The following is a 21,000-nucleotide window of genomic DNA, read 5'->3' as shown; positions in this document are numbered from 1 at the left end:
CTGTGCCACGCGGGATCGCTTTAATCCGACTGCTTTGGATGATCGTCGTATTCCGTGTCCAGCAGAATACGTGCTGCGTCGCCATCCAGGTCGTCGTATTGGCTGTGCCGTAGCGTCCACACAAAGCCGAACAAGGCTAGTCCGGCAAGGACAAGTGACACAGGCACAAGGATAAACAGAATATTCATGCCAATTACCTTACCCTAAGTGCGTTCAACAGCACAGTGATGGAAGACGCCGACATCGCGATGGCCGCCCCAAGCGGCGAGGCAAAACCAAGTACCGCGATCGGAATTGCGATCATGTTATAACCTGCGGCAATCGCGAAATTCTCGATCACGCGGCTGCGGGCCTGCCGGGCCGTTGTCAGCGCGTCCGGCAGCGCAGCGAGGCTTTCGCTCAGCAGAACGATATCAGACGCGGTGCGCGCGGCATCCAGTGCCGACGCGGGCGAGATTGACGCCTCGGCCTGTGCCAGTGCTGCGGTGTCGTTCAAGCCGTCACCGACCATCAGAATACGCTGTCCGCCGTCCTGCAAGGATTTAATCATACACAGTTTTTCGGTTGGGCTGACCCCGGCGTGCCACTCGGCGATATCAAGCGCGCGCGCAACCTTTTCCACCGCATCGTGATTGTCGCCCGACAAGAGGATCACCTTGCGGCCCGCCTTTTGCAAATGGCGCACGGCCTCTGTGCTGCCGGGGCGGAGGGTTTCGGTCAGCTCTAACGGGATCAGAGGGTCATCCCCGATGGCCAGCACAGGCGAGTTTTCACCACCGATCCATGCCGCGCTGCCCAGGCGCACAGGCACGCCGTTCCAGATCGCCGAAACGCCTTGGCCGGGATGTTCCCTGATGTCTGTCACGGGGGCCGGGCGGGTGGACCGGGGCAGGGCGGTTCCCAGCGCACGCGCGACGGGGTGATCCGATCCGTTGGTCACCGCTTTCAGCACGCTGCGGGCCTGTTCGGACATGCCCATGACGTCGAACGCCGCCTGGCCTTTCGTCAGGGTGCCGGTTTTGTCGAACACGACGGTATCAACCTCGGCCAGCCGTTCGATTGCGGTGCCGTTCTTGACCAGCATTCCCAGCCGGAAAAACCGGCCCGTTGCGGCTGTCATCACGGCTGGCACCGCAAGCCCCAGCGCACAGGGGCAGGTGATGATCAGCACTGAAATCGCGACGTTCAGTGACCGGGGTGTGTCGCCGGTCAGGATGATCCAGCCAATAAAAGTGGACAGCGCCAGCAAATGCACTGCCGGTGCGTAAATCCTTGCCGCGCGGTCGGCCAGCGCGGTGTAACGGTTGCGCGCGCCCTCTGCGGCCTCGACCAAGGCTGCCATGCGGCGCAATGTCGTGTCTTCGCCCACGGCCGTCACTGTCACGGTCAGGGGGCTGGTCAGGTTGATTTCCCCTGCGGCCAACCTGTCACCGGGCGCCACGGCGATGGCGCGGCTTTCCCCGGTGATCAACGACCGGTCAAGGCTGGATTGCCCCGATGCGATCTGCCCGTCGACAGGGCAGCGCATGCCGACAGGCACGGCGATCATATCGCCCACCGCCAGCGCACTGACGCGCACGTCCTCGCGGTGGCCATCGACCAGCCGTGTGGCGCGCGGGGTTTCAAGTGCCGTCAGTTCCTGTGCAGCAGACCGTGCGGCGGCGCGCGTGCGGTGATCCAGATAGCGGCCGGCCAGCAGAAAGAACGTCAGCGACAGGGCCGCGTCAAAATACACATCGCCACTACCAAGAGCCGTCTCATAGATCGATAGCGCAGCAGCCAGAATGATCGCCAGAGAAATCGGCACATCCATGTTCAGCCGCCAGACGCGCAACGCGCTCCATGCGGACTGGAAAAAGACTTGCGCCGAAAATGCGAGCACCGGCACCGATATGGCCGCTGATATCCAGTGAAACATGATGCGTGTGCTGTCGTTTGCGCCGGACCAGACAGCGACCGAGAACAGCATCACGTTCATCATCGCAAAACCCGCCACCGCAAGGCGCACCAGCAATGCATTGCCGCGCGGATCCTTGTCAGCGGCGGTGAGCAGGTCCGTGTCCAACTCGCTTGCGGCAAAGCCGACATTGGCCAGCGTGTCGATCAAATCAGTGGCCGGAACCCCCGGCGCGTCGATGGTGACGCGCTTGCGGCTCAGGTTGACGCGGGCGGCACGCACATCGGTCCTTGCGTGCAATGCCTGTTCCACGGTGCCGATACAGGCCGCGCAATGGATGTCAGGCAAGGATAGAACGGTATTGCCCGCTTCGGCCATATGCCGTTTGGCCGTGTCCAGCGCCATGGGCGCAGCCGAGCAGGCAGGGCAGGCGGACATTGCACTGCTCATGGCGTGACTTTCACGATCATGCGCTGCCTGAACGTCGTGCCGTCATCAGCTTGTGCCACCAGCCGCAGGTTCCAGTTGCCCTTGGCAGGGATAACCGTTGCGACGAAATCCTGCCCGTCAAAGACGAATTCAAGCTCTTGATCGTCGGCTACCTGGGTGGCGCGACCCAGAATGGCCGACTGGATATCGGCCTGCACGGGCATCCCATCCTTGCGTAATTGCAGGCGCAGGGTGTCGCCGGACATAAGTGCGCGCGCATCCCAGTCAAGTGCCAGTTGCGCCTTGCGGTCGGCGTCAAAGGTCTGGCTGGCAACATAGGAATTGCTTGTTTCCAGCCCCGGAAAGGTCGCGACGGCTTGATAGGCGAGTGTCAGATTGACGCCGATGATCACCGCAAAGGCGGAAACGGTAATCATCAGCACAGTGCGTCCGGTCAGTGGTTTGTCAGCTTTTGCAGTCATTGGTCAGCCTTTCCGTTAAAGACAGAATCCCGTGAGGCGCGACTGTCGCCGTTCACGTCCTCGACCCAGAACCGCAGATCGGTGCGGTCGGCACTGCTGGCGGGGTCTTGCGGACGGGCCGAGACATAGACCCGCACCTGGGTCGTGCTGTCGGGTGCAACCGTGATAATATTGCCCTCGGCCCCTTCTACGTCGATGCGCAGGATTTCTTCCGACGTAAGCGACAGCCTGAAATCGCGCTCTTCGCCCACCATGTTGCGCAGACGCATATTGTAGACATTGCGCACGGTGCCATCGGCCAGCGTGATATAGGTCGGATTGCGTACCGGCTCGACGGTCATGTCGATATCCGAACGGATAAACAGCGCAAAGACCAGTCCAAGACCGACGGCGGCCCACAATGCAGTATAGATCATTGTGCGTAGCCGAAAGACGTGCTGCCAGATCGGACGCGGAGGTTCGCCGGCGCGTTCGCGCGGTTCATCCGAAAGCGCCAGATAATCGATCAACCCCCGCGGTTTGCCGATCTTTTCCATGACCTCGTCGCAGGCATCGATACACAGCGCGCAGGTAATGCATTCCAGCTGTTGCCCGTCGCGGATGTCGATCCCCATCGGGCAGACATTCACGCAGGCCATGCAGTCGATGCAATCGCCGGTGGTGTTTTCATGTTTCTTGCCGCGCGGCTCCCCGCGCCATTCGCGGTAACCTACGGTCAGTGTCTCATCATCCATCATCGCTCCTTGGATACGGGGCCAGGGGCACATGTAGATACAGACCTGTTCGCGCATGAACCCGCCAAAAATGAATGTTGTGGCCGTCAGTATCGCGATGGTGGAATAGGCAACAGGATGAGCGTCAAAAGTGGCCAGATCACGCGCCAGTGTCGGGGCATCTGCAAAGTAAAAGACCCACGCCCCGCCGGTTGCCACGGCGATCAACAGCCAGACGGACCATTTGGTCAGCCGCAGCCGCCACTTATGCAGATCCCATTTGGCTTTCCACAGGCGCACGCGCGCGTTGCGGTCGCCCTCGATCCAGCGTTCGACGAGGATGAACAAGTCGGTCCAGACGGTCTGGGGGCAGGTATAGCCACACCAGACCCGTCCCAGCGCGGATGTGAACAAAAACAACCCCAACCCCGCCATGATCAAGAGGCCGGCCACGAAATAGAATTCATGCGGCCAGATTTCGATCCAGAAGAAATAGAACCGGCGGTTCGCCATGTCGATCAGCACGGCCTGATCGGGCAGCGACGGCCCGCGGTCCCAGCGGATCCAGGGCGTCAGGTAATAGATACCAAGGGTGATCGCCATAATCCACCACTTCAACTGGCGGAACTTGCCCGACACTCGCCGGGGGAAGATTGGCTCTTGTGGGGCGTAAAGAGGTTGGCTGTCTTGACTACTCATGGGAAATGTCCGGTTCTGTTCGCTGCTTGCTGACTATCGGTTTGGGCAAACGGCGCCCTTGATTCAGATCAAGGTAAAAAAAGACCCCGACCCCCGCTTGCGCGAACAGATCGGGGGTCAGGATCACCCGCTGCGCATGGCGCCCCGGGTCAACATAGGAGGCGGCGGTTATTCTTCGCCGCCACCCAATTGGTGGACGTAGGCTGCAACCGATTTGATCTCGGCTTCGGTCAGGCGGCTTGACCATGGCGGCATCACCCCGAAACGGGCGTTGACGACGGTTTTGGTCAGGCTGTCCACGTCGCCACCATATAGCCAGATGGCGTCTGTCAGGTTTGGCGCGCCCATGTCGCGGTTGCCTGTGCCGGCATCACCATGGCACGCGCTGCATTGTTCCGAGAATATGACCGCACCTTCCTCGGCTGCTGCGGCGTCATGTTCCTGACCGGACAGGGCACGCACATACTGGACGACATTGCCGACTTCAGCCGTTGACAGGATGTCGCCAAAGGCGGGCATCTGCGACCAAAGCGCATCAGGGTCCACGTCGTTGCGAATGCCGTGACGGACGGTCGTGGCGATCTGTTCGATCTGCCCCCCCCAAAGCCAGTCATCATCCAGCAGGTTGGGGTAACCCGTTGCACCGGCCGCCCCTGACCCGTGGCATTGCGAACAGTTCGTGCGGAATACCGCAGCGCCACCAGCGACGGCAAAACGGTGCAGATCGGGATTTTCCGGCAAGACGGCCAGATCAATCTCTGTCAACGCGTTCACCAAAGGTGCGTTGCGGCTTTCCACCTCGTCAATCTGCGCGATGACTTCGGCGCGGGTGGAATATCCCAACAGCCCTGATGTGGCCTTGGTAATGCCTGGCCACGCAGGATAGGCGATCGTGTAACCGACCCCCCAGATGATCGTCAGGTAAAAACACCACAGCCACCAGCGGGGCAAGGGATTATTGAGTTCTTTGATGCCGTCCCAGCTGTGGCCTGTTGTGTCAACGCCAGTGATGTCATCTCGGTTCTGATCGCTCATGTTGCGTCCTCCACCCGGATATCGAGGCTGGCCTTGCACGCGCAGTCAGCGCATTTGTTCGTGCAGCCAGCGGTTTCGTTGCGAAACGGGATCATCGCAGTTTGATCGTGCACCTTGCGGCTGCCGGGACGCCAGGCCCAGAGCACCGTGCCGATGAAGAACAGGGTCAGCGCAAGCAGGACCCAACTGTCCGCCAGTTCGCGCAGGAATGAATATTTGTCCATGATGCCCCCTTAGCGGCTTGCGTCTGGTGTGAAGGTTGAGAAATCGACAAGCGTGCCCAGCATTTGCAGATAGGCAATAAGCGCGTCCATTTCGGTCAGTTCAGGCTGGCCGTCGAAATTGCCGAATACGGCCCCGGGATAACGGTCTTCGACTGCGCCCCAATCACCGTCTGGATCGGCCTGCGCCAGAAAGTCCGCCGACGCGGCGTCGATCATTTCCTCGGTATAGGGCACGCCCACGATGCGATGCGCGTTCAGCAGATCCTCAATGTGTTCGCCGTTAATCGGCGTGTTAGCAAGGAACGCATATTTCGGCATGATCGATTCAGGCACGACCGATTGCGGGTCCATCAGGTGATCGACGTGCCACGTGTCGGAATAGCGCCCACCCACGCGGGCCAGATCGGGCCCGGTCCGTTTTGACCCCCACTGAAACGGGTGATCATACTGCGATTCCGCGGCCAGCGAATAATGTCCATAGCGTTCGACTTCGTCGCGCATGGGGCGGATCATCTGGCTGTGGCAGACATAGCAGCCCTCGCGGATGTAGATATCGCGGCCCGTCAGCTCCAGCGGGGTGTAGGGGCGCATGCCCTCTACATCCTCGATGGTGTTTTCCAGCCAGAACAGTGGCGCGATTTCTACGATCCCGCCGACACTGACCACCGCGAAGGATGCGATGAACAGCAGGGTCGGGCTGCGTTCGAGGATCTGGTGTTTTTCAATGAATGACATTTCTTGTTGTCCTTATTCCGCTGGGACGCCGACACGTGCGGTAACTTTTTCACCGCCGCGGATCGTCATCCAGATATTCCACACCATGATCAGACCGCCCGTCAGGTAGAGAACCCCACCCAGACCGCGCACCACATACATCGGGAACTTGGCGCTGACGGTGTCGGCAAAGCTGTTGACCAGGAACCCCTGCGCATCGACTTCGCGCCACATCAGGCCTTCCATGATGCCGCTGACCCACATCGAGGCGGCGTAGAGAACGATGCCAATGGTGGCCAACCAGAAGTGCCAGTTGATTGCCGACATCGAATGCATCTGCGCACGTCCCCACAAGCGCGGTGTCAGGAAGTAGAGCGCGCCGAAGGTGATCATGCCGTTCCAGCCAAGTGCGCCGGAGTGGACGTGCCCGATGGTCCAGTCGGTATAGTGCGACAGGCTGTTGACCGCACGGATCGACATCATCGGTCCTTCGAAGGTGGACATGCCGTAGAATGCAAGGCTGACAACCATCATCCTGATGATCGGATCGGTGCGCAACTTGTCCCAAGCGCCTTGCAGCGTCATCAGGCCGTTGATCATACCGCCCCAGCTTGGCATCCACAGAATGATCGAAAACACCATGCCCAGCGTGCCGGCCCAGTCGGGCAGCGCGGTATAGTGCAAGTGGTGCGGACCAGCCCAGATATAAAGAAACGTCAGCGCCCAAAAGTGCACGATGGACAGTTTGTAGCTAAAGACCGGCCGTCCGGCCTGTTTCGGCACAAAGTAATACATCATGCCCAGGAAACCAGCCGTCAGGAAGAACCCAACCGCGTTGTGTCCATACCACCACTGCGTCATGGCATCCTGCACGCCCGAGAAAAGCTGCACGGATTTGCTGCCCCAGATCGAAACGGGCACGGCCAGGTTGTTGACGATATGCAGCATCGCGATCGTGATGATAAAGCTCAGCAGGAACCAGTTGGCCACATAGATGTGTTTTTCACGACGGGTAAAAATAGTGCCGAGGTAGGTGGCAAGAAAGGCGACCCAGACGATGGTCAGCCAGATGTCGACATACCACTCGGGCTCGGCGTATTCTTTCGATTGCGTGGCGCCCAGCAGGTAACCCGTGGCGGCCAGCACGATGAACAGTTGATAGCCCCAAAAGACGAACCAACCCAGATTGCCGCCCCACAGCCGTACGCCAGATGTGCGCTGCACGATATAGAACGACGACATGATCAGCGCATTGCCCCCAAAGGCGAAAATCACCGCCGAGGTGTGCAACGGCCGCAAGCGCCCGAAATTGGTAAATGGCTGCGCCCATTCAAGGTTAAGCGCGGGAAAGGCCAACTGGAAAGCGATGATCACGCCCACCAGAAACCCCACAACGCCCCAAAACCCAGTGGCGATGACACCTGCGCGGACTACGCCGTCCATGTATCCATTGTCATCGACAGTGGGTTTTGGTTCATCGGTGCGGCGCAGCACCCAAACGAACATCCCGAAGCCAATTGCCATGATCAGCAGGGCGTGGACCTGATAGGCCAGGTCGCGGGCAAAATTTGCGGCAAGTGCAGCAATAAGGGTCACAACCCCTAGTGCTACAAGCTTGATATAGTCAGTCATGATCGGATCTCTTTCACCAGTGCGCGCACAAGGAACGGCGCGGCTGTCCAAACTGCGGTCATCTCTGACGGGTCGCGGGGCCGGATGCTTTGATCTGGATCAAGTGTGAAAAACCTGCCGCAGTTTGCGCTGAGTCAAAGCGCGATGCGCGCTGTGTTTGCAGATTGCCGCAAAGAGATCAGGGAAATGGCGACATGCATTATCAGGCGATTGCAACAGTTCTACACCAGCGTGACCTGGAAAATAGTGCGCTTGAGGTCGCCATAGACGCCGCGCGCAGATGGGATGCGCACCTGCATATCCTGTGTGCCGGGGTGAATCACGCAGACCCGGTTTTTTACTATGCCGGGGCCCAAGTCGTTTCCATGCAACAAAATATCAAGCAAGCCCAAGAGGACGCGATCTGTATGGAGGAAGCCGTACGTGCCCGTCTGGCGCGAGAGGACATCGCCTGGGACGTGCAGGCCGTGACGGTCCTCTTCAACGGGCTCGACGCCTTTCTGGCAGACCAGATGCGTTTCCATGATCTGGTGATTCTGCCAGCGCCTTATTCAGAGCGGGCACAGCGGATTGATGTCGCAATTTTTGAAGCCTGCACTTTCGGTGCGGATATGCCCGTGCTGGTCGTGCCTAAAGATGGGGCCGATCTTGATATAATGAAGGTGCAGGTCGGTTGGGATGACGGGCGCGAAGCCATGGCCGCGAGCCTTGCCGCCTTGCCGTTGCTTCAACTTGCCAAACAGGCAGAAATTGTCCTGATCGATCCGCCGCGTCATACCGCCGACAGGTCGGATCCGGGGGGAAGGCTAGCGCAGCATCTGGCGCGCCATGGCGTCAAGCCCGAGATTTTCGTGCTGGCAAGGACTGATGAAACCATTGCTGCGCAGTTGCTTCGTCGGGCGCATGAGCGCGACATCGACTTGATCGTCATGGGGGCCTATGGCCATTCGCGCCTGCGCGAAGCGATTGCCGGCGGCCCGACACGCGATATGCTTCATATCGCTGACCTGCCTTTGCTGATGGCCCGCTGAAAGGGGGTCAGTAACCCGCCACCTCGCGGAGGGCGTCGATATCGGGGATTTTCACGCCCCGTTTGCCTTCCAATGTGATCAATTCTTCATTCTTGAGCGCGGAGAACTGGCGGCTTACCGTTTCGATGGTCAGCCCGAGATAATCTGACATTGCCTCGCGCGTCAGCGGAAGGGTGATCTGGCGCTCGTTCAGGGTGTGCCGCTTGTCGGGGTCGCTTACACGCTTTTCTATCATCACGATAAACGTGGCGATCTTCTCGCGTGCTGTCTTGCGTCCGAGCAAAAGCATCCAGTCGCGGGCGGCGTCCAGCTCATCCAGGGCCATTTCAAGCAACCGTTGCGACACATGCGGTGTTGTGCGCAAAAGTTCCTCGAACCGGGGCTTCTGGAAACAGCACAGGGTGACATCTGTCACGGCCGTCACGTCATAAGGCGCAGTGTCGCGGCCCGGCCGTCCGATGAAGTCGGAGGGCAACAACAGACCGACAGTTTGCTTGCGCCCGTCTTCCAGCATTTGTTCCAGCGTCGCAGTGCCCGTCACAACGGACCCGACGAATGGCATCTGATCACCTGCAAAGATGATTGGCTGGCCTGCATCGTAATTGCGGTAAGTCTTGATGTTGTCCAGCGTCGTCAATTCGTCCGGTTCACAGCTTGCGCAAACCGCCCGATGGCGGATCGGGCAAGAATCGCAGGATTTTTCTTTGCTGAAACTGGTTTTCATGGAATTTCGATAACACGCCAATGCCTTGCAGGAAAGATATACCCGGCGTCCGGGGCACGTTCTTTCCGACAGCCGTTCTGATCGATCACGCGATGTTACGCAGGGTCCACGCGGTGATTTCCGGCAAGGTTTCATTCATCAGGCGTTGAAAGGCGCTGGCAACGGCGGCACCGCTGTCATTGCCGACTGGCAACGTGCGGGCGAACTGCTGCGACGTGATGACGCGCTGGTCGCGGTCGCGCAGCAATGTGCAGGTCAAATCCAGCACAGCGCGCAGGCCGGCACCGTCCAGCACATCGACATCAAACCTGTCGATCCGGGTCAGAATCACGATATCCGGGATCGGACCGGCATTGGGAACGCCGACAAACCCGATTTGCCCACTTGATGACAGTGACTGGACCAACAGCAACTGGACAAGTCCAGGCACATCGTCAGACCAGCGCGCGTCGGGCAGATAGGCGATGGACTGTGTCCCCGACCTGATCAGCATACGGTCGGTGGCAAGGGCGACAGGTGCGGTCGCATCGGCCACCAATAGTGTCCGCCGCGTGATCGCGCGCCCCTGCCCAAGATCGACCGGACGCAAATCAAAGGTATCGCGCGGCTCTGCTGCGGCATTCAAACGCGTGATCGCGGTGCATCCGGGAAGGATCAGCGCGCCCAGAATGGCGCTGCGGCGGGATATGGTCAGGCCGTTCATGTGCTATCTCCTGTAGTCCGGGACCGGGTTCTGCAAAACAAACCCCGCCGGATCGCGCGAAATCTGCTGCACCAGCGCATTGATGGATCGGATCAACGCCCTTGCCTCGCCGCCCAACTGGCCGAAATCGCGCATACCGGGGGCTGCGGCGGATATGGCGCTGCGCACCTCGGCGACGGTACTGCGCAGGTCGGTGACGATTGCCGGGATCACATCCGTGACGCCGGCAGTGGCCTCTGCCAGTTCGGAAAATGCGGTGCGGGCATCAGACAAGACAGGGCCAAGGTCTGTTGTCATGATCCGATCCGCATTGGCGAACGCGCTATCCATGCTGGCAAGTGCCGTATCGGCGTTTTCCAGCGTCAGGTCCAATGCGTCTGTCAGGGGGGCAAGGCCCGTGTTGATGAATTCATCGATGGTGGCGAGTGTTGCGCTGACGTCCTCGATCGCACCGGGCAGGGCCGATATCGCGGTGTCTGCGTTTTCAAATGTCCGGTTGATCGTGGCCATGGTTTCATCTGCCACGCCCAGGGTTCTTTCGGTGGCCTTGCCAAACTCGGCCAGTTGGTCGGTAAAGTCGGTGATCTGCACTGCCGCGTCGCCGATCGACGTGGTGATTTCCGAAAAGTCAGTCAGCGCCGTATCCAGTTCTTGGCTGGCGGTGTCGATGTTTTGCAGGATGTTTCGCAGGAGGGCCTGATTTTCCGAGCCTGTCATTTCGCGCAACTGGTCGACGACGATAGCGGCATCTTCTGCGAGATCCGGGGCGCTGTTCAGCAGTGATTGCATCGGTGATCGCCGCGACGGGATCAGCGCATGCCCGTCAGCCGAGCGCGTGAGGGGGCCCGCACCGGGGGGGCCGCCAGCCAGCGCGATATAGGCGACGCCGGTGACACCCAGAGATTCGATCTGGGCTACCGTGCCCTCGTTGACAGGCGCGTCCGAGTCGATTTCGATGCCGACATAGACCATGCGAGGGTCGATTTCCCAAATTCGGATGCCGACCACCCGCCCGACGTTGACGCCGTTGAAAAACACATCAGCCGATTGATCAAGGCCGGTCACATCTTCGAACAGAATACCGTATCGGGTATATTGACGGTCGATCTGGACACTGGCCAACCAGATGAAAAAACCCAGCCCACCCAGAATGCCAAGGATCGTGAAAAGCCCGACAAGGATAAAGTGGGCGCGTGTTTCCATCAGGTGATCTCCTTTTGCGCCAATGCGGCCCGGGCGCGCGGGCCTTTGAAATAGGCCGCGACCCAAGGATGATCGACATTCTGCATCTCTGCCATCGTGCCTGTGGCGATAACGCGCTTTTCGGCGATCACTGCGATGCGGTCACAGATCGCGTGCAGGCTGTCAAGGTCATGGGTCACCAGAAAAACCGTCAATCCAAGTGCGGCGCGCAGTTGTGCAATCAGCTTGTCAAAGGCCGCCGCGCCGATCGGGTCCAGCCCGGCTGTGGGTTCGTCCAGAAACACGATTTCCGGGTCAAGCGCGATGGCGCGCGCAAATCCCGCACGCTTGCGCATGCCACCCGACAATTCTGCCGGCAGTTTCGTCAATGCATCCTCGTGCAGGCCGACCATGCGGATCTTGATGTCGGCAAGGGCTGTGCGGGTTTCGGCGCTCAGGTCGGTCTGTTCGCGCATCGGCGCTTCGACGTTCTGGCGCACGTTCAGCGATGAAAAAAGCGCGCCATCCTGAAACATCACGCCCCAGCGTTTGCGCATTTCGCGGGTTTCACGTTCGGATGTATCCCTGACGCTTTGTCCGAAAACACTGATCTGCCCCTCGGCGGGTTTCAAAAGCCCCACAATGGACTGCAACAGCACAGATTTGCCGGTGCCAGAGCCGCCAACAACGCCGATGATCTCTCCGCGGTGCACATCAAGATCCAGCCCATCATGCACCACATGTGTGCCGAAACGGGTCACAAGGCCGCGCACGCTGATAATCGTATCGTCGGACATCATACACCCACAACAGCGAAAAAGATCGAAAACAGTGCATCAGCGGTGATCACAAGAAAGATGGACAGCACCACCGACAGCGATGTCAGGCGGCCTAGCGATTCTGCGTCGCCCTTGACCTGCATGCCTTCATAACAGCCAATAATCCCGATGATCAGCGCAAAAAACGGCGCTTTGATCATGCCGACCCCAAAGTGCCAGACATCCGTGTTGCTGGCAAACCTGATACGGAAAACCCCCGGTGAGACCCCCAGTTCGAACCACGACATCAGTGCGCCGCCGACCAGCCCCGAGAAATTCGCGATAACGCCCAGAACCGGCAGCATGAAAATCAACGCCATGGTGCGCGGCACCACAAGGATGGTCACCGGATCAAGCCCGAGCGTGCGCATGGCGTCGATTTCCTCGCGCATTTTCATAGACCCGATTGCGGCGGTAAATGCCGAACCGGACCGGCCCGCCACGATGATCGCGGTCAATAGAATCCCAAGTTCGCGCAGGATCGAGATTGAAATCAGATCGACCACGAACACTTCTGCCCCGAACTGGCGCAACTGCGCGGCCCCCTGAAATGCCAGCACGACACCGATCAGAAATGCCATGAGCGCCACGATGGGCACGGCACTTAGCCCGACCTGCTGCATGTGGTGAAACATCGCGGTCCAGCGGACTTGCCGGGGGTGCAGGACCAGATAGCCGATCGTGGCAACGACCTGACCCAGAAACCCGGTGATTGCGATGGCCTGCCCGACGCCCCGCACAGTGCTGTGGCCAAACGATTCAAGCCGGTCCGCGACGGTCACGCGCGGGGTGGCGGGCGCGCCGTCATCGGGCATGTTGTTTTCGATGGTGGCCAACAGGTCGGTTTGCAGATCGGTTGCGCCAGTGATTGTTGGCTTGCGTCCGGCCTGGGTCAATCTGCGCTGCAATTTCAAGATTGCCCAAGCTCCGGCCGTATCCAGCCGGTCGACAGCACCGATGTCTATGGCGCTGGCCGTGCTGTCCGCTACGGCGCTCCAGTTCACGCTTTCAATCGTGCTGATCACCAGATCACCGTCAAGGGTGATGGCGTCCCCATCCATGGTCATCCGTGGCAATTGCGTCACGCGCGCACTGCCTGCGGAAATGCCGGTGCATGGCGTGCCTCTGCAGTGCGAGAAGTCCATGACCGAAGATAATACACGCTATGCGTCCTTTGGAAACGCACGTTGAAAGGTCTTCAAAACCCGCCCGCCCGATCTGCAATACGCCAGAACCGGTTTGGGCAGGTCTTTGTATATCTTGGCGAAATCGGCCACGTTGTCATCCGTCGGGCCCGCTGCCGGAACGGGCAGGTATTTTGCGGTGATCTGCGTGGTTTTCGCCGCCCTTTCGATGTCTTCGAACAGCGGTTGTGCCGGTTCTTCGCCATCCGGGCGCATGCAAAGGATCGTTTCATACCCCAATGCATGTGCCTGTGTGACATCCTTTTGGGTCAGCTGGTCGCTGATCGCAAAATCATCTGTGATGCGCCTGATATCCATGTCTTAGCCCAATTGGCAGGTAGAGACCCCAAAAAGCCGATACAACGGGCAGAATTTGAACGCCCCTGTCACGACAAGTATGACGCCTATTCCCATCAGAGTATAGGCCAACGTCGATGTGCTGCCCAATCCCATGAAGTTGATCAGCGGTGCGACGATCAATGCGACGCCAAGTATGATCCGGAGCAGTCGATCCCATGTTCCTACGTTTGCGGTCATCATGACCTCCTTTTGGCGGAATAATTCTGAAAAAGGCTGTATAAAGCCTTTTTCATATTAACCGGCCGGGCCGATTTTATATTGATCTGCCTCAATGTGAAACGGCCATGGATCAACCAGATTGCGCATGACCAGACGAAAAGAGGGCTAGCCGTGCCAGAGGTCGTTTTCAGAACCCGGGGCGTGACCAAAGTGTATCAAACCGGGACGGTCAAGGTCGTTGCCTTGGGTGGTGTCGATCTTGAACTTTACGCAGGTGAATTGACGGTGCTGCTTGGCCCGTCAGGTAGCGGAAAATCGACTCTTTTGAACATCCTTGGGGGCTTGGACCACGCGACCGAGGGGCGGGTCTGGTTTCGGGATACGGAACTGACCGACATGTCCGACCGCGCGCTGACCAGATACCGCCGCGATCATGTCGGGTTCGTGTTTCAATTCTACAATCTCGTGCCCAGCCTGACTGCGCGTGAAAATGTGCAACTGGTGACCGATGTGTCGGTGGATCCGATGCCAGCCGAAGAAGCGCTTGCGCTGGTTGGTCTTGAAAAGCGGATCGATCACTTCCCGTCTGAAATGTCGGGTGGCGAACAACAGCGCGTGGCGATTGCCCGCGCGATCGCGAAACGCCCTGAGATCCTGTTGTGCGATGAACCCACGGGCGCGTTGGACAGCACGACCGGGGTGCAGGTGCTTGAGGTGCTGGAGGACATCAACGCGCGTTTTGGCACGACGACGGTCATCATCACCCACAACGCGGATATCCAGAAGATGGCGCACCGCGTGATCCAGTTTCAGGATGGCAAAATCAGCGATGTGAAAGTGAACGAGACCCGCATCGCCCCGTCCGAGATTGTCTGGTGATGCAGGCGCTTGATCAAAAATTGCTGCGCGATTTCGGGCGTTTGTGGAAACAGGCGCTGGCCATTGCACTTGTGCTGGCTTGCGGCGTGGCGATCCTGCTTGCGGCCATGGGGATGAACAAGGCGCTGAGCGACACGCGCGACACATACTACGAGCGCAACCGCTTCGCTGACATTTTTGCCAATGTGCGGCGCGCGCCGGAAACACTGCTGCCCGAGATTGCCGCCATCGACGGCGTCTGGGCCATCGAGGCGCGTATTGTCGGGGATGCCGTGCTTGACCTGTCCGGCGTGACCGAAAGCGTCACAGGCCGCATCCTGTCGCTGCCAACCGACCGCGCCCCGCAGCTGAACGTGCCGATCCTGCGCAGCGGGCGCTTTCCTGCGCCCGACGCCACGGACGAGGTGATGGTGAATGAACCTTTTGCGCAAGCAAACGGTTTCGTGCCGGGGGATATGTTTCTGGCAAACCTCAACGGGCGCAAACGGGTGCTGACGATCACCGGCACGGCGCTTTCGCCGGAATTTATCTACACGATCGGCCCGGGTGCGCTGATGCCCGACAATGCGACCTTCGGGATATTGTGGATGTCCGAACCCGCAGTTGCAGCCGCCTTTGACATGGCGGGTGCCTTTAACGACATCGCACTGAAACTGACAGCCAACGCACTGCCCGAGGCGGTGATCGACCGGGTGGATACGCTGCTTGAGCCCTATGGCGGGCTGGGTGCGCATGACCGAAGCCTGCATCCCTCAGACTCTTTTATCGACGCCGAAATCAAACAGTTGCGCACCATGGCCGCTGTGCTGCCACCGATATTCTTTGGTATTTCTGCGTTTCTGGTCAGTATGGTGATGGGGCGCATCATTGCGTTGGAACGCAGCCAGATCGGCCTGCTCAAGGCGATTGGTTATTCGGATCTGGAGGTGTGCCTGCATTACCTGATGCTGGCCGCGCTGATTGCGGTGGCCGGTGTGTTGATCGGCTGGGGTGTGGGCAGTTGGCTGGCGCGGTGGCTGTCGCAACAATATGCGCTTTACTTCGAGTTTCCGTTCCTGATCTTTGGAACGTCGCCGTGGGTCTACGGCTTTTCGGGCATTGCTGCCTTGCTGACCACCACGCTGGGGGCGGCGCAGGCGGCCCTGCGCGCGGCCCGTCTGGCACCGGCCATCGCCATGCAACCGCCCGCACCGCCGCAGTTCAAACGGTCCTTCATCGACCGCGCCATGGCGGCCATGCGGTTGCGCCAGCAGACGATCATGATCCTGCGCAGCCTGTTTCGCTGGCCTTTGCGCAGTGCGTTGACGACGTTGGGACTGGCACTCGCGGTGGCCACCGTGGTGGCCCCGTCGTTTATGAACGATGCGCTGGACAAAATCGTGGATAGCGCGTTCTACGAAACCAACCGGCAGGACGCGATGCTGGTCTTCGCCAACGACATGCCAGAAAGCGTAATCGAAACCGCTGCCGACCTGCCGGCTGTGCTACAGGCCGAAGGCCAGCAGACCCACCCAGCGATCCTGCGCCATGGCCCGCATGAAAAACGCGCCGCAATCGAGGCGCGCCGCCCTGACGTGGACCTGAGCCGGGTGATCGACACAAGCGGCCAGCAGATCAATGCGCCGCCGGGCGGGATCGTATTGTCAAAAAGGTTGGCTGACCAGTTGGAGCTGACGGTCGGGGACAGTTTCGAAGTCGAATTTCTGGGTGGCCGGCAGGAAACGCTGACGGTGACCCTGACCAGCGTGATCAACCAGTTCTTCGGAATGGGTGCGTATATGGATCTGGTCTATGTCAACAGCCTGCTGCGCCAGTCGCCGCGCATTTCCATGGTCAATGTGTCGCTTGACGACAGCCAGGTCGCGGACCTGCATGAACGGCTCAAGGATATTCCCAAGCTGATCAGCATCGTCATGATGTCGGATTCGCGCCGGACATTCACGGAAACCATCGGTGAAAACGTGGTGGTGATGAACACAGTCTATATCGTCATTTCCATGCTCATCACCATCGGTGTGGCCTATAATGGCGCGCGCATCCAGCTTTCGGAACGCGCCCGCGAACTGGCCAGCCTGCGAATTCTCGGGTTTACGCGCGGCGAGGTGTCCTACATTCTGATCGGGGAAACCATGTTGCTGGCCTTTCTCGCGCAACCGTTGGGCTGGCTGATCGGCGCGCAGATTGCACAGGCGATGGTCAACGGGTTTTCAAGCGATCTTTACAATATCCCGCTGGTCCTGCGCCCGGCGATGTTCGCCAAGGCCAGCCTTGTCGTGCTGTTCGCGGCCTTTGCGTCGGTGATGATCGTCCGGCGACGGTTGGATAAACAAAGCCTTGTCGCAGTCATGAAAGTGAGAGAATGAAAATGTCCTGGAAACCACGCACATTTGTTCTTGTGGGCCTTGGTGTCACCGTGATGGCGGGGCTCGCCTTTGTGGCATTTCGGCCCGATCCGATCCCTGTGGATCTGCACAAAGTTGACCGTGGTCTGCTTCAGGTGACGATCAATGCCGATGGTGAGACTCGTATTCGCGACATCTACGAAGTAGCAAGCCCGATCACGGGTACCGCCATGCGGTCGCCCGTCGCCGTGGGGGATCAGGTCGTTGCCGGACAAACCCTGGTTGCATCGGTCAGGCCGACCACGCCCGGCCTGCTGGACAGTCGCAGCCTGTTGCAGGCCGAAGCCAGCGTGCAAGAGGCAGAGGCCGCTGTCCATGTCGCGGAAACGGACCTGGAAAAGGCACGGGATGAACAGACCCTTGCCCAGTCACAATATGATCGGGCACAGACGCTGGTCGAACGGGGCGTCGCATCGCTGACCCGACTGGAGGATGCCGCGCAGCGACTGGCCGTCGCCAATGCATCAGTCGAGGCCGCGCAGGCACGCATCGACATGGCCCAAAGCACGCTGGCGCGCACAAGGACGTTGTTGCGAGAACCGGACACCCTGGAACAGGTTGCCGAAGGGTGCTGTCTGCGGATCTATGCGCCTGCGGACGGGGTCGTTCTGTCGGTGGCAAGCGAAAGTGAACGCCCCGTCAGCACCGGCGCCCCATTGCTCAGCGTGGGTGATCCGACCGATCTGGAAATCGTGGCCGATCTTTTGTCCAGCGATGCGGTGCGCATCGGGCCGGGCTCTGTTGCGACGGTTGAACGGTGGGGCGGGGATGACACCTTGCAGGCGACGCTGACGCATATTGCGCCATCGGCAAGAACCAAGGTGTCGGCACTCGGGATCGAGGAACAGCGGGTCGACGCCTTTTTTGACATCACGTCACCGCCGCAGGAACGCAGGACGCTTGGCGATGGCTTTGCCGTTTTCTTGCGCATCGTGGAATGGGAGGCGAAAGATGCCCTGCAAGTGCCGCTGAGCGCAATTTTCAAACGGGATGGCACATGGGTTGTGTTTCTAGCCATCGACAACACCGTTATCGAACGCGAGATTAAATTGGGTCGCCGGAGCAACCAATACGCAGAAGTGCTGGACGGGCTGGTTGAAGGTGATCGCGTTGTCGTGCATCCCAATGACGCGCTGTCGGCAGGGCAGCGGATCGTGCTGCGCAGCACGCTTGCAAATTAAACGGGCGTCGATTTGCCGTCGGAGGGCAAGGCGGGAAAAATATCGGTGCTCAGCTTGATCAGCTTGCCGGTTTCGACCGTATATTGCACATATGCGCGTTCGAGAAATGCAGCCTGCGCCTGTTGCAGCTCGGTCAGGGATTTGCATTGCAGGATTTCGGTCTGGGTCTTGACGTCTTCCTGAATGCGTTCGGCAACAAAGCTGATCATTTCGCTACCCAGCTGAGAGATTGCCTCGGTCCAGGCTGTTCCCATCCATGCCAGCGATCCAAGCCCGGCCTCCTGCAAATGCGCCAGTGTTGCGTGAACCTGTTCTTCGCTATCGGTCTTTTCGGGGGATTTTGCCATGACATTGCCCTTTTTCTGATATGCGGCTGGTGTCTTGATAAACCCGGTGTCGGCCTGTGTGATTGATCCTGATCAAGGTTCCGCTGTGCGCAAGGGCAGTGCGCGCCGCTGCCTGACGCAAGTCAATGTTGCCGCTCAAACACCGCGCTAGGCTGCGTCAAAGCAGAGCGGATCGCAAAATGTTCAGCCGATCATTCACCATCTTCAAGTTGCTGGGTTACGATGTAAAGATCGATCCCAGTTGGTTCTTCATCGCGTTTCTGTTGGTTTGGAGCCTTGCAACCGGGTATTTCCCGCAAACCCTGACCGATACGACACCTACGGGCATTCTGGTGCTTTCGGTGGTATCTATGCTGGGTTTGTTCGGCTCGTTGATCGTGCACGAATTGTCTCATTCGCTGGTCGCGCGCCGATGCGGCGTGCAGATCAAGGGCATCACCCTTTTTGTCTTTGGCGGGGTTGCGGAACTTGAAAGCGAACCACGCGCACCGGGTGCCGAATTCTGGATCGCGCTGGCCGGACCCGCCGCCAGTTTCGCGCTGGCGTTTCTGTTCTGGACGGTGACGTTGCTGGCCCGCGTGCTGTCGTTGCCGGAACTGGTCACGGCGCTGTTTGCCTATATGGCTCTGGCCAACACCGTGCTTGCCGTTTTCAATCTGTTGCCAGCTTTTCCGATGGATGGCGGGCGCGTGATGCGCGCGGTTTTATGGAAACGGATGGGCGATCAGTTGCAAGCGACCGAACGCGCCGCAACGATCGGCGGCTATGTGGCTTACGGTCTGATCGGTCTGGGGCTGTTCAATGTGGTCATGACCGGCCAGCTGGGCAGCTTGTGGATCGTCATCATCGGTATGTTCATTCTGGCCTCGGGGCGCGGGGCCTATGAAGATTTGCGGATGCGCAAGATGCTTGCGGGCAAGACAGTGCGCCACATGATGACGCCCGCGCCCGTCACGATCCTGCCGGATGAAACGCTGACGACACTGGTCGATCACTATATCCTGCGCCGCCGTGTCAGTTTCGTGCAGGTGGTCGATCACAATGTCCTTTTGGGTTACATTGACCTTGATATCCTGCGCGGTATCGACCCAGAAAACTGGCCGCAAATATCTGTTGGCGACGTTTATGTGGCGTCCAGCGCGGAAAATACCGTCACCCCTGATGATACGGCTGAATCCGTGCTGCGCCGCCTGTTGCAGACCGGGCGGCGCAAGTTTCTGGTGGCAACGGGGCATCGGTTGGAGGGTGTCATCACGCTGGCTGATCTGGTGGGCTATATGGACCTTGTCCAGTCAGTCGGCAGAGGGCTGCGAAACGTGGCCTGATCACAAAGCACAAGCGTCAGTCATTTCCAGCGGGTTCTTCTTCGTGCTGCACTTCGGATGAAAATGCATAGCCGATCCCGCGCACTGTCTTGATCAGGCGGGGTTGCGTGGGGTCGCGTTCGATCTTTTTGCGCAGGCGCGCGACCTGATTATCGATCGTTCGGTCAAGTGGCGACCATTCCGTCCCGCCGACCCGATCCATCAACATTTCGCGCGACAGGGTCCGCTTGCGATTTTCAAGAAATACGCGCAAAAGTTTGAAATCGCCGCTTGTCAGATCGACGGAATGTCCGTCCCGGCCGATCAGCTCGAACCGGTCAATTCGTGCTTTCATGCCGTCAAAATAAAGCGTTGAAACGGGGGTGCCTTTCTGGTCGTCAACGAAGGTGACCGTTCGATGCCTGCGCAACACCGATTTCACCCGCGCCTGCACTTCGCGGACATGAAAGGGTTTTGTGATATAATCATCAGCACCCAGTTCAAGGCCGACGACCCGGTCGATGACATCGTTCTTGCCGGTGACCATGATGATCGGAACCTGCGAAAAAGACCGGATATTGCGCGCGATGTCCAAACCATCGTCTGCACCCATCTGCAGATCAAGCGTGACAAGATCAGGCTGCATAGATTTGACAATGGCAAGACACGACGACATGTCCGCCGCCTCGGCGACGGTGTAACCTTCACTTTCCAGAGTCAGCCTGAGCGTCTTTCTGACCTTGGGATCATCGTCAACGATCAAGATCGTCGATTCGGACATGTCAATCACCGTGGTTTTATCGAATGTATGAATTTCATTGACCGTGTTGCATGGCCCGCAGTGACACAACCTAGATTACAATTTGATACAAACGGTTACAAGCAGAGCAATACGGAAAGG

General features: G+C 59.0%; 22 protein-coding genes. 5 read left to right on the top strand and 17 right to left on the bottom strand.

From position 1 onward, the window contains the following. Positions 1-20: 20 nt before the first annotated feature. The 8 genes from ccoS to ccoN all read right to left on the bottom strand — a co-directional run bounded on the left by ccoS (position 21) and on the right by ccoN (position 7,825). Positions 21-188, bottom strand: coding sequence for a cbb3-type cytochrome oxidase assembly protein CcoS (ccoS, locus tag ACTG4B_RS03495; RefSeq protein WP_439154297.1), 168 nt, complete (start codon positions 186-188; stop codon positions 21-23). A gap of 5 nt (positions 189-193) precedes the next feature. Then, on the bottom strand, positions 194-2,347 hold the full coding sequence (locus ACTG4B_RS03490; RefSeq protein ID WP_439154296.1) for a heavy metal translocating P-type ATPase: 2,154 nt from the start codon (positions 2,345-2,347) through the stop codon (positions 194-196). Then, on the bottom strand, positions 2,344-2,808 hold the full coding sequence (locus ACTG4B_RS03485) for a FixH family protein (RefSeq protein WP_439154295.1): 465 nt from the start codon (positions 2,806-2,808) through the stop codon (positions 2,344-2,346). The genes ACTG4B_RS03490 and ACTG4B_RS03485 overlap by 4 nt, the downstream gene beginning before the upstream one ends. Beyond that, positions 2,805-4,220, bottom strand: a complete 1,416-nt coding sequence (gene ccoG / locus ACTG4B_RS03480) for a cytochrome c oxidase accessory protein CcoG (RefSeq protein ID WP_439154294.1) — start codon at positions 4,218-4,220, stop codon at positions 2,805-2,807. Before ccoG ends, ACTG4B_RS03485 begins: the two co-directional genes overlap by 4 nt. Positions 4,221-4,388: 168 nt before the next feature. After that, positions 4,389-5,255 (bottom strand): cytochrome-c oxidase, cbb3-type subunit III, encoded by an 867-nt coding sequence (gene ccoP / locus ACTG4B_RS03475; protein WP_439154293.1) that lies wholly within the window; start codon positions 5,253-5,255, stop codon positions 4,389-4,391. Continuing rightward, a complete protein-coding gene (locus ACTG4B_RS03470) occupies positions 5,252-5,479 on the bottom strand; it encodes a cbb3-type cytochrome c oxidase subunit 3 (RefSeq protein WP_439154292.1) in 228 nt (75 codons plus the stop codon). The genes ccoP and ACTG4B_RS03470 overlap by 4 nt, the downstream gene beginning before the upstream one ends. 9 nt (positions 5,480-5,488) lie before the next feature. Next, positions 5,489-6,214, bottom strand: coding sequence for a cytochrome-c oxidase, cbb3-type subunit II (gene ccoO / locus ACTG4B_RS03465; RefSeq protein ID WP_439154291.1), 726 nt, complete (start codon positions 6,212-6,214; stop codon positions 5,489-5,491). Between the two features lie 12 nt (positions 6,215-6,226). After that, positions 6,227-7,825 (bottom strand): cytochrome-c oxidase, cbb3-type subunit I, encoded by a 1,599-nt coding sequence (gene ccoN / locus ACTG4B_RS03460; protein WP_439154290.1) that lies wholly within the window; start codon positions 7,823-7,825, stop codon positions 6,227-6,229. Positions 7,826-8,019: 194 nt separating this feature from the next. On the opposite strand from ccoN, the gene ACTG4B_RS03455 reads away from it, so the two are divergent. Then, a complete protein-coding gene (locus ACTG4B_RS03455) occupies positions 8,020-8,856 on the top strand; it encodes a universal stress protein (protein WP_439154289.1) in 837 nt (278 codons plus the stop codon). Positions 8,857-8,863: 7 nt separating this feature from the next. On the opposite strand, the gene fnrL is transcribed toward ACTG4B_RS03455, so the two are convergent. From fnrL to ACTG4B_RS03420, 7 genes are all read right to left on the bottom strand, one after another. Then, positions 8,864-9,580, bottom strand: coding sequence for a transcriptional regulator FnrL (fnrL, locus tag ACTG4B_RS03450; RefSeq protein WP_439154288.1), 717 nt, complete (start codon positions 9,578-9,580; stop codon positions 8,864-8,866). 85 nt (positions 9,581-9,665) lie between these two features. Further along, the gene (locus tag ACTG4B_RS03445) at positions 9,666-10,283 is read right to left on the bottom strand and encodes an ABC-type transport auxiliary lipoprotein family protein (protein WP_439154287.1); all 618 of its coding nucleotides are present in this window, start codon (positions 10,281-10,283) and stop codon (positions 9,666-9,668) included. Between the two features lie 3 nt (positions 10,284-10,286). After that, a complete protein-coding gene (locus tag ACTG4B_RS03440; RefSeq protein WP_439154286.1) occupies positions 10,287-11,486 on the bottom strand; it encodes an MlaD family protein in 1,200 nt (399 codons plus the stop codon). Continuing rightward, positions 11,486-12,262, bottom strand: a complete 777-nt coding sequence (locus tag ACTG4B_RS03435) for an ABC transporter ATP-binding protein (protein ID WP_439154285.1) — start codon at positions 12,260-12,262, stop codon at positions 11,486-11,488. Before ACTG4B_RS03435 ends, ACTG4B_RS03440 begins: the two co-directional genes overlap by 1 nt. Next, entirely contained in the window at positions 12,262-13,350 is a 1,089-nt protein-coding gene (locus ACTG4B_RS03430) for an MlaE family lipid ABC transporter permease subunit (RefSeq protein ID WP_439154338.1), read from the bottom strand. The genes ACTG4B_RS03435 and ACTG4B_RS03430 overlap by 1 nt, the downstream gene beginning before the upstream one ends. Before the next feature lie 96 nt (positions 13,351-13,446). Beyond that, complete coding sequence (locus ACTG4B_RS03425; protein WP_439154284.1) at positions 13,447-13,785, bottom strand: TIGR01244 family sulfur transferase; 339 nt, start codon at positions 13,783-13,785, stop codon at positions 13,447-13,449. Positions 13,786-13,788: 3 nt separating this feature from the next. After that, on the bottom strand, positions 13,789-14,004 hold the full coding sequence (locus ACTG4B_RS03420) for a YgaP family membrane protein (protein ID WP_439154283.1): 216 nt from the start codon (positions 14,002-14,004) through the stop codon (positions 13,789-13,791). 153 nt (positions 14,005-14,157) lie between these two features. On the opposite strand from ACTG4B_RS03420, the gene ACTG4B_RS03415 reads away from it, so the two are divergent. The 3 genes from ACTG4B_RS03415 to ACTG4B_RS03405 are packed head-to-tail and all read left to right on the top strand — an operon-like array spanning position 14,158 to position 18,448. Then, positions 14,158-14,865, top strand: coding sequence for an ABC transporter ATP-binding protein (locus ACTG4B_RS03415; protein WP_439154282.1), 708 nt, complete (start codon positions 14,158-14,160; stop codon positions 14,863-14,865). Beyond that, entirely contained in the window at positions 14,865-17,228 is a 2,364-nt protein-coding gene (locus ACTG4B_RS03410; protein ID WP_439154281.1) for an ABC transporter permease, read from the top strand. The genes ACTG4B_RS03415 and ACTG4B_RS03410 overlap by 1 nt, the downstream gene beginning before the upstream one ends. A gap of 2 nt (positions 17,229-17,230) precedes the next feature. Further along, positions 17,231-18,448, top strand: a complete 1,218-nt coding sequence (locus ACTG4B_RS03405) for an efflux RND transporter periplasmic adaptor subunit (RefSeq protein ID WP_439154280.1) — start codon at positions 17,231-17,233, stop codon at positions 18,446-18,448. Here ACTG4B_RS03405 and ACTG4B_RS03400 read toward each other — a convergent pair. Continuing rightward, positions 18,445-18,795, bottom strand: coding sequence for a phasin family protein (locus ACTG4B_RS03400; RefSeq protein ID WP_439154279.1), 351 nt, complete (start codon positions 18,793-18,795; stop codon positions 18,445-18,447). The genes ACTG4B_RS03405 and ACTG4B_RS03400 overlap by 4 nt on opposite strands. A gap of 179 nt (positions 18,796-18,974) precedes the next feature. Between ACTG4B_RS03400 and ACTG4B_RS03395 the strand changes: the two genes are divergently transcribed. Continuing rightward, positions 18,975-20,120 (top strand): site-2 protease family protein, encoded by a 1,146-nt coding sequence (locus tag ACTG4B_RS03395; RefSeq protein ID WP_439154278.1) that lies wholly within the window; start codon positions 18,975-18,977, stop codon positions 20,118-20,120. A 16-nt stretch (positions 20,121-20,136) separates the two neighbouring features. Here ACTG4B_RS03395 and ACTG4B_RS03390 read toward each other — a convergent pair whose 3' ends face one another. Beyond that, positions 20,137-20,880 (bottom strand): response regulator, encoded by a 744-nt coding sequence (locus tag ACTG4B_RS03390; RefSeq protein ID WP_439154277.1) that lies wholly within the window; start codon positions 20,878-20,880, stop codon positions 20,137-20,139. Between the last annotated feature and the right edge of the window lie 120 nt (positions 20,881-21,000).

Origin of the sequence: Yoonia sp., assembly GCF_965660735.1 — a bacterium.
Classification (GTDB): Bacteria; Pseudomonadota; Alphaproteobacteria; order Rhodobacterales; family Rhodobacteraceae; genus Yoonia.
This window is presented reverse-complemented; position numbering and strand designations above follow the sequence as displayed.